The organism is Streptomyces odontotermitis, from assembly GCF_050510915.1.
Taxonomy (GTDB): Bacteria; Actinomycetota; Actinomycetes; order Streptomycetales; family Streptomycetaceae; genus Streptomyces.
On sequence record NZ_JBNJLS010000023.1, the window covers coordinates 1 to 13,268 of the forward strand.

Sequence of the window (13,268 nt, forward strand, 5' to 3'; positions counted from 1 at the left end):
GCTGGTTCCTGAACTTCGGTTCAGGGACCAGCTCTTTTTTGCTTTGTGTCACTTGCTGTTCACGTTGGGCAACCAACATCCGCAGGCATGGGGACAGTTGAGATGCTGCGAGCCGCGGGCGTCGGTGCGGGTGACGAGGTCATCGTGTCGGCGTACGGCAATGCCGAAGTCGCCGAGGCCGTCGTCGAGGCCGGGGCCATGCCCGTCTTCGCCGACATAGACCCGGACACGTACTGCCTGTCCCTCAATGCCGTTGCCGCCGGGGTGACGTCCCGTACGGCCGCCGTGGTCGCCGTGCACCGCTTCGGGCGGCACGCCGAGGTCGCGGGGCTGCGTGAACTCGGGGAGCGCCACGGCCTCTTGGTCCTCGAGCGGCGAGAGGACGAGCAACACAGCCAGGACCAGGGCGGCTTGGAGCGGCGGCGGGCGCACGCCGCGTATCTCAGCGGGCGGCTCAGCGGTGTCATCACGCCGGCCGGGGGAGCGGGGCACACGTACGAGCAGTACGTGGTGCGCGTCCCCGGGAACGGGCGGCCCGACCGGGATGCGTTCGCACGTGCCGTACGGGCCAAGGGAGTTGACTGCCGCGTGCCGGTGAAGACGCCGGTGCACCGCATGCCGCGGTTCTGGCGGGACGTGGCGCTGCCCGAGACCGAGCGGGCCGCCGACGAGACGCTGGCGCTGCCCGTCGACGCGTCGATGTCGCGGCGGGAACTGCAGCGGGTCGTGTCCGCGTGCAACGCGCTGGGCGGACTGCTGCAGCCCGCGTTCTGATGGTTCGGAGCTGCCCGGGATTCGGGGTATGATCTATTCCGTTGCCGCGCGGGAAACCGTGTGGGCGACAGGCCCCTATAGCTCAGTCGGTAGAGCGTCTCCATGGTAAGGAGAAGGTCAGCGGTTCGATTCCGCTTGGGGGCTCCACTTATTAAGGCCCCGCCCACTTGGGCGGGGCCTTTTTGCGTCAGTCCTTGTGGAGTCCCGGGACGCGCATCGCGAGGATCGCCATGTCGTCCGAGGGGGCGTCCGTGGCGAAGCGCTCCACGGCGCGCATGACGCGTGCGGCGACCGCGCCGGCCGTCAGGCCCGTACAGGTCGTGAGGACGTCCGCGAGGCCGTCGTCGCCGAGCATGCGGGTGCCCTCGCGGCGCTCGGTGACGCCGTCGGTCACACAGAGGAGGACGTCGCCCGGGTCGAGGGTGACCGTCTGCTCGTACAACTCGAGGTCCTCCATGACGCCGAGGAGGGGCTGGGGTTCGGCGTACGGCTCGACCGTGCCGTCCTGGCGGAGGCGGAGCGGGAGGGGGTGGCCCGCGCAGACGACCTTCAGGATCGCCGAGCCGTCCTCCTGGGGCCACAACTCGCCGTAAAGGAGCGTCAGGAAGCGGCTGCGGGCGCCCTCGTCGAGGATCGCGGCGTTCAGGCGCTCCAGGACCGCGGGGCCGCCGAAGCCCTCGCGGGCGAGGAGGCGCAGGGCGTGCCGGGCGAGGCCGGTGACCGCGGCGGCCTCGGGGCCCGTGCCGCAGACGTCGCCGATCGCGAAGCCGTAGGCCCCGTCGCGGATCGGGAACAGGTCGTAGAAGTCGCCGCCCACCTCGTTGCCCTCGCCCGCGGCGCGGTAGATGACGTCGACCTCGACGCCCGGGATCTGGGGGAGCCCCGGCGGCAGCAGGCTGCGCTGGAGGGACTGGCTGATGGCCATGCGCTCCGAGTACAGGCGGGCGTTGTCGAGGGCCAGGGCCGCCCGGCGGGAGAGGTCCTCGGCGAGCTCCAGGATCTCCTGGCGGAAGTGCTCGTCGGCGGGCTTGCCGAGGGTGAGCATGCCGATGACGCGGTTGCGGGCGACCAGGGGCAGCACGACGGTCTCGCCGCCGACCGCGGAGGCCGTGGAGAGCGTGGTGCCGATGCCGGAGCCGAGGCTCATGGGCTCGCCGAGGCCGAGGGCGCGCATGGAGGTGCGCAGGGCGGCCTGGTGGGCGGCCTCCGAGGGGGCGTTCCAGACGCGGGCGCCGGGAGTGGGCACCGGGTCGGGTGGGGCGATCTTGGTGAGGAGCGCCTTGAGGCCGTCGATGCGCTCCTCGTCCTCATGGAGGACGTACGAGAGTTGGGGCTCGGACTGGTCGGCGACGGTGTAGACGGCGCACCAGGTGGCGAGCGTGGGGACGGTCATCTGGGCCATCAGGGCCAGCGTCTGGTCCCGGTCCAGGGTGCCTGCGAGGAGGTCGGACGCCTCCACGAGGAAGGAGAGCGAGCCGCGGCGCAGGCGCTCCAGCTCGCCGAGGCGGGCGGACTCGACGGCGAAGGCGATACGGTCGGCCGCGAACTGGAGGCGCAGGGCTTCTTCGTTCGAGTAGCGGTCCGGGGATTCGGCGGCGACGCCCAGGGAGCCGGTGAGGCGGCCCTCCACCTTCAGTGGGACCGTGACGACCGAGCGCATGCCGGTGTCGTTGAGGAGCGGGACGGCGCCGGGGACGACCGTGAGGTCCTCGTGGACGGCGGGCATGCGGGCGGAGCCGTACCGGCCGGGGCCCGCCTCCACGGGGACGCGGGCGAAGCGCTGGCGGGCCGAGGGGAGGCCGGTGGAGGCCCGTACCTCCAGCTCCGTCTCGTCGTCCGTGGCGAGGAGCAGGAAGGCGGCGTCGCCGTCGAGCATGTCGCGGGCGCGTTCGACCGTGCGCTGCAGGAGGCCGTCGAGGTCGTCGGGGGCCGGCTGGCCGATGAAGATCTCGAAGGAGTCGGTGGCGGGCGGCTCGTTGAGCGTGCCCGGCTCGGGGGCGGGGCCGCGCAGCGGGGTCTGCAGGACGGCGCGCTCGTCGTCGCGGACGAGGAGGCAGACCGTGGAGGGTTCGCCGTCGGTGTCGCGGACGCGCAGGTGCGAGGCGTAGACCGGGGTGACGCGGCCGTCGGCGCCGCGGATCCCGTAGCTGCCTTCCCAGCGCGAGAGTTGGAGGGCGTCGGCGATGCCGGTGCTGGTGCCCGGGGTGTGCGGCCAGGCGGCGAGGTCGGTGAGGGGTTTGCCGGTGACCTGGTCGGCGACGTACCCGAAGAGCTCCTCCGCGTCCTCGTTCCACGCGGAGATCGCGCCCATGCGGTCGATCTGGACGACGGCGACGCGGACCCGGCCGTCGGTGAGCGGGAGCAGGTCGGCGGGGAGCGACGGGCCCGCGGCGCGGGTGCCCACCGGGCGGTCGGGGAGGTCGAGTTGGAACCAGACCTGCTTGTGCGTGGGGGTGTAGTCGACGCCCCAGCGGGTGGCGAGCGCCGCGCACAGCTGGAGGCCGCGGCCGCCCTCGCGGTCCGGGCTGCCCATGTTCACGGAGGACTGCTGGAGCGGGATCTCGCGCTCCGGATAGCGGTCCGAGACCTCGATGCGCACGGCGTCCTCGCTGCGCAGGCACAGGACGTCGGCGGCGGTGCCCGCGTGCACCACCGCGTTGGTGACCAGCTCGCTGGTGAGGACGACGGCGTCGTCCACGACGTCGGAGAACCCCCAGCCCTGGAGGGTGTCGCGGACGAAGGAGCGTGCCGTCGCGACGGAACGCCCGACGGGGTCGAAGGTCGCAGCCGCACGCGCGGTGATCACAGCACTCCTCGTACGAGTATCGACGCCCAGTTCTCCCGAACTCATGGTGCGGCCGCCCCTCCGATGCCCGCTTGTACGTGTGCCACCGCCCAGGCCGGGCAGGACCGGGGTGGTTGGACAGCCGGATGCCAGGTTACTTACCTTCGCCGTCCATGCTGATGCCGGTCGTCAGTGTTTCCGCCCGGAGGGTGTGCGGACGGTGTGCGAAGCTGCCGAACTGTTATGGCCTGGTTCAGCCATGGTGAAACACTGGGCAAGCTTCATGGAGAGAGCCCGGGCAACCCCCAGCAGTTTGGTCGACCCTTGCGGGAGGGACACAGTGGAGTCTGGCGCAGCGACGCGGGGCACTAAGACGCGCGCGAAAGACGGACAGTCCCTGAGTAAACAGCGCAAGTCGCGCCATGGGACCACAGCGGTGGACACCGCCGCGCTGAACAGGCTGCTCGCGGCCCTGGCGGCGATGCGGGACGGAAATTTCCGCAAGCGGCTCACGGTCTCCGGCGACGACGTGATGTCGCAGATCGCGGCGGTCTTCAATGAGGTGGCCGACCGGAACCTGCACCTCACCGGAGAGCTGTCGCGGGTGCGGCGCATGGTCGGACGTGAGGGAAAACTCACGGAGCGGCTCGAGGGCGGCGCGAGCGAGGGCTCCTGGGCCGCGGCGATCGACGCGTCGAACGCGCTGGTCGACGATCTCGTACGGCCGGTCTCCGAGGTCGGCCGGGTGCTCACCGCGGTGGCGGAGGGCGACCTGGAGCAGCGGATGGAGCTGCGGGCGCAGGGCGCGGACGGCAGCGGGAACGGGCATCCGCTGCGCGGGGAGTTCCTGAGGGTCGGGCGCACGGTCAACAACCTCGTCGACCAGCTCTCGACGTTCACCGACGAGGTCACGCGTGTGGCCAGCGAGGTGGGGACCGAGGGCAAGCTGGGCGGGCAGGCCCGGGTGCGCGGTATGTCTGGTTCGTGGAAGGACCTCACGGATTCGGTCAATACGATGGCGTATCGGCTGACCGCGCAGGTGCGGGACATCGCGCTCGTGACGACCGCGGTCGCGAAGGGCGACTTGTCCCGGAAGGTCACCGTTCATGTCGCCGGTGAGATGTTGGAGCTGAAGAACACCGTCAACACGATGGTGGACCAGCTCTCCTCGTTCTCCTCGGAGGTGACCCGCGTCGCGCGCGAGGTCGGCACGGAGGGCGAGCTCGGCGGGCAGGCGCAGGTGCCGGGCGTCGCGGGTGTCTGGAAGGACCTCACCGACTCGGTGAACCTGATGGCGGGCAACCTCACCGCCCAGGTGCGCGGGATCGCCCAGGTGACGACGGCGGTCGCCAACGGCGACCTGTCGCAGAAGGTCACGGTCAGCGCGCGCGGCGAGGTCGCGCAGCTCGCCGAGACGATCAACCAGATGACCGAGACGCTGCGCACGTTCGCGGACGAGGTCACGCGTGTGGCCAACGAGGTCGGTGCGGAAGGGCAGTTGGGCGGTCAGGCGAACGTGCCGGGCGCGGCCGGGACGTGGAAGGACCTCACCGACTCGGTCAACACGGTCTTCAGGAACCTGACGACGCAGGTGCGGGACATCGCGACGGTCACGACGGCGGTCGCCAACGGTGATCTGTCGCAGAAGGTCACCGTCGATGTCGCGGGCGAGATGCTGGAGTTGAAGAACACCGTCAACACGATGGTGGACCAGCTCTCGGCGTTCGGTGCCGAAGTGACGCGGGTGGCGCGGGAGATCGGCGTCGAGGGTGAGCTCGGCGGGCAGGCGCAGGTGCAGGGCGCGGCCGGGACGTGGAAGGACCTCACCGACTCGGTGAACACCGCCTTCCGCAACCTCACCGGTCAGGTCCGCAACATCGCCCAGGTGACGACGGCGGTGGCCAACGGCGACCTGTCGCAGAAGGTCACGGTGGACGTCTCCGGAGAGATGCTCCAGCTGAAGAACACCGTGAACACGATGGTCGACCAGCTGTCGTCGTTCGCCGACCAGGTCACGCGGATGGCGCGGGACGTGGGCACGGAGGGGCGGCTCGGCGGCCAGGCGCGTGTGGACGGCGTCTCCGGCACGTGGAAGGACCTGACGGACTCCGTCAACTTCATGGCGGGGAACCTGACGTCGCAGGTGCGCCAGATCGCGCAGGTGACGACGGCGGTGGCCCGCGGTGACCTCTCGCAGAAGATCGAGGTCGACGCCCGGGGCGAGATCCTCGAGCTGAAGAACACGATCAACACGATGGTGGACCAGCTCTCGGCCTTCGCCGACCAGGTCACGCGGGTGGCCCGCGAGGTGGGTACGGAGGGCCGGCTCGGCGGCCAGGCGCAGGTGCCGGGTGTGGCCGGTGTGTGGCGCGACCTGACCGACTCCGTGAACGGCATGGCGGGCAACCTCACCGCGCAGGTCCGCAACATCGCGCAGGTCGCGACGGCGGTGGCCCGCGGCGACCTCTCGCAGAAGATCGGCGTGGACGCGCGCGGCGAGATCCTGGAGCTGAAGAACACCCTCAACACGATGGTGGACCAGCTCTCGGCCTTCGCCGAGCAGGTGACCCGGGTGGCCCGTGAGGTGGGCACCGACGGCATCCTGGGCGGCCAGGCGGAGGTCCAGGGTGTCTCCGGCACGTGGAAGGACCTCACGCAGTCGGTGAACGGCATGGCGAACAACCTCACCCTTCAGGTGCGGAACATCGCCGAGGTCACGACCGCCGTCGCCATGGGCGACCTCTCCAAGAAGATCACCGTCGACGCGAAGGGCGAGATCCTCGAACTCGTCACGACGGTCAACACGATGGTCGACCAGCTCTCCAACTTCGCCGAGCAGGTGACCCTGGTCGCCCGTGAGGTGGGCACCGAGGGCAACCTCGGCGGTCAGGCCCGGGTGCCCGGCGTCACGGGGATCTGGAAGGACCTGAGCGACAACGTCAACCTGATGGCCTCCAACCTGACCAGCCAGGTGCGGAACATCTCCCAGGTCTCGGCGGCGGTCGCCAACGGTGACCTCACCAAGAAGGTCACCGTCGAGGCGCGCGGTGAGGTGGCGCAGCTCGCCGACACGGTCAACACGATGGTGACGACGCTGAGTTCGTTCGCCGAGCAGGTCACGCGGGTGGCCCGCGAGGTGGGCACCGACGGCATCCTCGGCGGTCAGGCGCGCGTCCCGGGTGTCTCGGGCACGTGGAAGGACCTCACGGAGTCCGTGAACGGCATGGCCTCCAACCTCACCGGCCAGGTCCGCAACATCGCGATGGTCACCACCGCGATCGCCAAGGGCGACCTGACCAAGAAGATCGACATCGATGCGCGCGGCGAGATCCTGGAGCTCAAGACGACCATCAACACGATGGTCGACCAGCTCTCGTCCTTCGCGGAGCAGGTCACCCGGGTCGCCCGCGAGGTGGGCACGGAAGGCCAGTTGGGCGGCCAGGCGCGGGTACGGGACGTCGACGGCACCTGGCGCGACCTCACCGAGTCCGTGAACGAGATGGCCGGGAACCTGACCCGGCAGGTCCGCGCCATCGCGAAGGTCGCGACCGCGGTGACCCGCGGCGACCTGAACCTCAAGATCGAGGTGGACGCGGCCGGCGAGATCCAGGTCCTCCAGGACAACATCAACACGATGATCGCGAACCTCCGCGACACCACCCTGGCCAACAAGGAGCAGGACTGGCTGAAGGGCAACCTGGCGCGGATCTCCGGCCTGATGCAGGGCCGCCGCGACCTGGAGGACGTCGCCTCGCTGATCATGAGCGAGCTGACGCCGGTGGTCTCGGCGCAGCACGGCGCGTTCTTCCTGGCGATGCCCACGGACGACGCGAGCACCGAGGAGGACGCGTACGAGCTGCGCATGCTGGGCAGCTACGGCTACTCCATGGGCTCGATGCCGACGTCGTTCCGGCCCGGTGAGACGCTCATCGGCACGGCGGCCAAGGAGCGGCGCACGATCCTCGTGGAGAACGCCCCGTCCGGGTACCTGCGGATCGCCTCCGGTCTCGGGGAGGCGCCGCCCGCCCAGGTCATCGTGTTGCCGGTGCTCTTCGAGAACACGGTCCTCGGCGTGATCGAGCTGGCGTCCTTCCAGCCCTTCACGCACATCCAGAAGGACTTCCTCAGCCAGATCGCCGAGATGATCGCGACGAGCGTCAACACCATCAGCGTCAATACGAAGACCGAGGTGCTGCTCAAGCAGTCGCAGGAGCTCACCGAGCAACTCCGGGAGCGCTCGGCCGAGTTGGAGAACCGGCAGAAGGCCCTCCAGGAGTCGAACGCGGAGCTGGAGGAGAAGGCCGAGCTGCTCGCCCAGCAGAACCGGGACATCGAGGTGAAGAACACCGAGATCGAAGAGGCCCGGCAGGTCCTGGAGGAGCGCGCCGAGCAGCTCGCGGTGTCGATGCGCTACAAGTCCGAGTTCCTCGCGAACATGTCGCACGAGCTGCGCACGCCGCTCAACTCCCTGCTGATCCTGGCCAAGTTGCTGGCCGACAACGCCGACGCGAACCTGACCCCGAAGCAGGTCGAGTTCGCCGAAACGATCCACGGGGCGGGCTCGGACCTGCTGCAGCTCATCAACGACATCCTCGACCTGTCGAAGGTCGAGGCGGGCAAGATGGACGTCTCCCCGACGCGCATCGCGCTCGTCCAACTCGTCGACTACGTAGAGGCCACGTTCCGCCCGCTGACCGCAGAGAAGGGCCTCGACTTCTCCGTACGGGTGTCGCCGGAGCTGCCCGCCACGCTGCACACGGACGAACAGCGCCTCCTTCAGGTGCTGCGCAATCTGCTGTCCAACGCGGTGAAGTTCACCGACTCCGGAGCGGTCGAGCTGGTCATCCGGCACGCCAACTCCGATGTGCCGAACGCCATTCGGGAGCAGCTCCTGGAGGCGGGCTCGCTGCGGGACCCGGACGCGGACCTGATCGCGTTCTCGGTGACCGATACGGGCATCGGGATCGCCGCGAGCAAGATGCGGGTGATCTTCGAGGCGTTCAAGCAGGCGGACGGCACCACGAGCCGCAAGTACGGCGGTACGGGCCTCGGGCTCTCCATCAGCCGGGAGATCGCGCGGCTGCTCGGCGGTGAGATCCACGCGCAGAGCGAGCCGGGCCGCGGCTCCACGTTCACGCTGTATTTGCCGCTGCACCCGAGCGAACTGCCGCCTCAGGGCTACACGCAGCTCGCCCCGCCGTCCGCGCCGGGCGACAGGCCGGTCCTGGAGGCCCTGGACGAGGCGGTGGCCATCGAGCCCGCGCCGTCGCCCGGCGAGGCCGCTCCGCCGCGTCTGGAGGCTCCCTCGGGGAACGGGACGCTGTTCCGGCGCAGCACGCGCCGTACGGCGCCCACGCCCGAGCTGCCGGCCTCGCTGCCGGGGCAGTCGGCCCCGGGCGGTCAGGAGCGCCAGCAGGAGCAGTGGCAGGGCGCGGGGCAGGAGTCGGCGCCCGCGCGCGGGGGCTTCCAGTTCGACGGCGAGAAGGTGCTGATCGTCGACGACGACATCCGCAACGTGTTCGCGCTCACGAGCGTCCTGGAGCAGCACGGCCTGTCGGTGCTGTACGCGGAGAACGGCCGAGAAGGCATCGAAGTCCTGGAGCAGCACGACGATGTGACGGTCGTCCTGATGGACATCATGATGCCGGAGATGGACGGCTACGCGACGACGACGGCGATCCGCAGGATGCCGCAGTTCGCCGGACTGCCGATCATCGCGCTCACCGCGAAGGCGATGAAGGGCGACCGGGAGAAGGCGATCGACTCCGGAGCGTCCGACTACGTGACGAAGCCGGTGGACCCGGATCATCTGCTCACAGTGATGGAGCAGTGGATGCGCGCGGAGTGACCGAGTAGCCCGGAGATTACGCGGAGTTGCTGACTCAGTGTGGCCGACGCCGTGTAGAAGGGCGGTATACGGGGAACCTTCTGGTCTCCCACTGCGTTTCTGCTACGTGCACAGTGACATCGCGGTGACAGGGTGTGGCGACCGGCGGGGTGCGGCTACCATGACCGGCACAAGGACGGGCGGCGCAACGGAGTCGTCCCCTGGGGCGGCGCCCGGTGTACCGCCGGGGCGAGGAGGGCGGGCCATGGTGCAGAAGGCCAAGATCCTCCTGGTCGATGACCGGCCGGAGAATCTGCTGGCGCTGGAGGCGATCCTCTCCGCGCTCGATCAGACACTGGTGCGGGCATCGTCCGGGGAGGAAGCGCTCAAGGCACTACTCACGGACGACTTCGCGGTCATTCTGCTGGACGTCCAGATGCCGGGCATGGACGGTTTCGAGACGGCCGCACACATCAAGCGGCGAGAACGGACCCGGGACATCCCGATCATCTTCCTCACCGCCATCAACCACGGCCCGCACCACACCTTCCGGGGTTACGCGGCGGGCGCGGTCGACTACATCTCCAAGCCGTTCGACCCGTGGGTGCTGCGCGCGAAGGTCTCGGTCTTCGTCGAGCTGTACATGAAGAACTGCCAACTCCGGGAGCAGGCGGCCCTGCTGCGCCTCCAGCTCGAGGGCGGCGACAAGTCCGCGCCCGGTGACACGAAGGAGCCCGCGGGCCTGCTCGCCGAACTGTCGGCGCGCCTCGCGGCCGTTGAGGAACAGGCCGAGGCGCTCACCAAGCAGCTGGACGACGAGTCGGCGGACGCCGCCGCGGTCGCCACCGCCGCCCATCTCGAACGCAAACTGACCGGCCTGCGCCGGGCTCTTGACGCCCTGGAACCGGGCACGGGCAGTGGGGCTGCTCCCGTCTCCTCGCAGAACTGACGGGTGGCGGCGCCCCGCTGAGCGGCCGTCAGCCGGCCGCCCCGTCGTGGCGACACAAACGGGTGAAGCAGTGGGCACACGTGTCCGCAGTGGCCTCCACCGGTAACCTCACACCCATGGCCTCACGTCCCGCAGCCAAGAAGACGCCCGCGAAGAAGGCGGCCGCGCCGACCAAGGCTCCGGCGAAGAAGGCCCCTGCCAAGAAAGCGCCCGCGAAGAAGGCGGCGGCGAAGAAGGCCCCCGCCAAGAAGGCAGCGGCCAAGAAGCCCGCTCCGAAGCCGGCACCGAATCCCACAGGCGGCCTCTACCGGCTCGTGCGCGCCCTCTGGCTGGGCGTCGCACACGGCGTGGGAGCCATGTTCCGCGGCATAGGGCGGGGCGCGAAGGGACTCGACCCCGCGCACCGCAAGGACGGCCTCGCGCTGCTCCTGCTCGGCATCGCCCTGATCGTCGCGGCGGGCACCTGGTCGAATCTGCGCGGGCCCGTCGGGGACCTCGTCGAGATGCTGGTGACCGGCGCCTTCGGCCGGCTCGACCTGATCGTGCCGATACTGCTCGCGGTCATCGCGGTGCGTTTCATCCGCCACCCCGAGAAGCCCGACGCCAACGGGCGCATCGTGATCGGCCTGTCGGCGCTCGTCATCGGCGTGCTCGGGCAGGTCCACATCGCGTGCGGTGCGCCCGCGCGCAGCGACGGGATGCAGGCCATAAGGGACGCGGGCGGCCTGATCGGCTGGGGCGCCTCGACGCCGCTGACCTTCACCATGGGCGACGTCCTCGCGGTTCCGCTGCTCGTGCTGCTCACGGTCTTTGGGCTGCTCGTGGTCACCGCGACGCCGGTCAACGCCATTCCGCAGCGGCTGCGGCAGCTCGGCGTGCGGCTCGGCGTCGTACAGCCCGAGATCGAGCACGACGAGGCGCTCAGCGAGGACGACGAGCGGTACGACGAGCAGTGGCGCGAGGCCCTGCCCGCGCGGCCCAGGAAGCGTGTGCGGCCCGCTGAGGCGTACGACCCGGAGCAGGCCGAGGAGGAGGCCCTCACCAAGCGGCGCAGGCCGCGCAGGGCCTCCGTACAGCCCGATATGGACCGGCCCATGGACGCGGTGGACGTGGCGGCCGCCGCTGCCGCCGCGCTCGACGGCGCGGTGCTGCACGGCATGCCGCCCTCGCCGCTGGTCGCCGACCTGACGCAGGGCGTCGCCGCGGACCGCGGGGAGCGCGAGGAGCGGCAGGAGCGGGAGCCGTCGGCTCCGGTGCCGACCGCGCGCGGCAAGGGCGGGCCGGTGCCCGGGAAGCTCGTGAAGGAGCCCGAGGAGGCCCAGGAGGCGGCCGCGTCGGCCGTCCCGGACCTCACGAAGTCCGCGCCCGACGAGCCGCGCGACCTGCCGCCGCGGGCCGAGCAGCTGCAGCTCTCCGGCGACATCACGTACGCGCTGCCTTCCCTTGACCTGCTGGAGCGCGGCGGCCCCGGAAAGTCCCGCAGCGCCGCCAATGACGCGGTCGTCGACTCGCTGTCGAACGTCTTTACGGAGTTCAAGGTCGACGCCGACGTCACCGGCTTCACGCGCGGCCCGACGGTCACGCGTTACGAGATCGAGCTCGGCCCCGCCGTGAAGGTCGAGAAGATCACGGCGCTCGCCAAGAACATCGCGTACGCGGTGGCCTCGCCGGACGTGCGGATCATCTCGCCGATCCCCGGCAAGTCCGCGGTCGGCATCGAGATCCCGAACACCGACCGCGAGATGGTCAACGTCGGTGACGTGCTGCGCCTCGCGGACGCGGCCGAGGACGACCACCCGATGCTGGTCGCGCTCGGCAAGGACGTCGAGGGCGGCTACGTGATGGCGAACATCGCGAAGATGCCGCACATCCTCGTCGCCGGAGCCACCGGTTCCGGTAAGTCCTCGTGCATCAACTGTCTGATCACGTCGATCATGTGCCGGGCGACCCCCGAGGACGTCCGGATGGTCCTGGTCGACCCCAAGCGCGTGGAGCTCACGGCGTACGAGGGCATCCCGCACCTGATCACGCCGATCATCACCAACCCGAAGCGCGCCGCCGAGGCCCTCCAGTGGGTCGTGCGCGAGATGGATCTGCGCTACGACGACCTGGCCGCGTACGGCTTCCGGCACATCGACGACTTCAACCAGGCCGTGCGCGACGGCAAGGTCGAGGCGCCGCCCGGCAGCGAGCGCGAGCTGCAGCCGTACCCGTATCTGCTGGTGATCGTCGACGAGCTGGCGGACCTGATGATGGTCGCGCCGCGCGACGTCGAGGACTCGATCGTGCGCATCACACAGCTCGCGCGCGCGGCCGGAATCCATCTGGTGCTCGCCACCCAGCGGCCCTCGGTCGACGTCGTGACCGGCCTGATCAAGGCGAACGTGCCCTCGCGGCTCGCCTTCGCGACGTCCTCGCTCGCCGACAGCCGCGTCATCCTCGATCAGCCCGGTGCGGAGAAGCTCATCGGAAAGGGTGACGGTCTGTTCCTGCCGATGGGTGCGAACAAGCCGACCCGTATGCAGGGAGCCTTCGTCACCGAGGACGAGATCCATGCGGTGGTCAAGCACTGCAAGGACCAGATGGCGCCGGTCTTCCGCGACGACGTCACCGTCGGCACCAAGCAGAAGAAGGAGATCGACGAGGACATCGGCGACGACCTGGATCTGCTCTGCCAGGCCGCTGAGCTGGTGGTCTCCACCCAGTTCGGGTCCACGTCGATGCTCCAGCGCAAGCTGCGCGTGGGCTTCGCCAAGGCGGGGCGCCTGATGGACCTGATGGAGTCACGGAACATCGTCGGGCCCAGCGAGGGGTCGAAGGCACGTGACGTTCTTGTGAAGCCCGACGAACTGGATGGAGTGCTCGCGGTGATCCGCGGGGAGGCTCATCCATAAGGGTGTGGCAGGCAACCGTTTCCCTTCGGCGTACGTCAA

General features: G+C 69.8%; 5 protein-coding genes and 1 tRNA gene. 5 read left to right on the forward strand and 1 reads right to left on the reverse strand.

Going from position 1 to position 13,268, the window contains the following annotated elements; translation table 11 throughout:
- Window positions 1-87 precede the first annotated feature (87 nt).
- Window positions 88-774 carry a DegT/DnrJ/EryC1/StrS family aminotransferase gene (locus tag ACQB60_RS38500; RefSeq protein ID WP_496930738.1) on the forward strand — a complete coding sequence of 229 codons (687 nt, stop codon included), beginning with the start codon at window positions 88-90 and terminating at the stop codon, window positions 772-774.
- A gap of 71 nt (window positions 775-845) precedes the next feature.
- A tRNA-Thr gene (locus tag ACQB60_RS38505) sits at window positions 846-921 on the forward strand.
- Between the two features lie 40 nt (window positions 922-961).
- On the opposite strand, the gene ACQB60_RS38510 is transcribed toward ACQB60_RS38505, so the two are convergent.
- A complete protein-coding gene (locus tag ACQB60_RS38510) occupies window positions 962-3,625 on the reverse strand; it encodes a SpoIIE family protein phosphatase (RefSeq protein WP_496930739.1) in 2,664 nt (887 codons plus the stop codon).
- Window positions 3,626-3,899: 274 nt separating this feature from the next.
- Here ACQB60_RS38510 and ACQB60_RS38515 point away from each other — a divergent pair, with 274 nt between their 5' ends.
- From ACQB60_RS38515 to ACQB60_RS38525, 3 genes are all read left to right on the forward strand, one after another.
- A complete protein-coding gene (locus ACQB60_RS38515; protein ID WP_496930740.1) occupies window positions 3,900-9,407 on the forward strand; it encodes a HAMP domain-containing protein in 5,508 nt (1,835 codons plus the stop codon).
- A 244-nt stretch (window positions 9,408-9,651) separates the two neighbouring features.
- Complete coding sequence (locus ACQB60_RS38520) at window positions 9,652-10,335, forward strand: response regulator (RefSeq protein WP_496930741.1); 684 nt, start codon at window positions 9,652-9,654, stop codon at window positions 10,333-10,335.
- 116 nt (window positions 10,336-10,451) lie between these two features.
- On the forward strand, window positions 10,452-13,229 hold the full coding sequence (locus tag ACQB60_RS38525) for a DNA translocase FtsK (RefSeq protein WP_496930742.1): 2,778 nt from the start codon (window positions 10,452-10,454) through the stop codon (window positions 13,227-13,229).
- Window positions 13,230-13,268 lie beyond the last annotated feature (39 nt).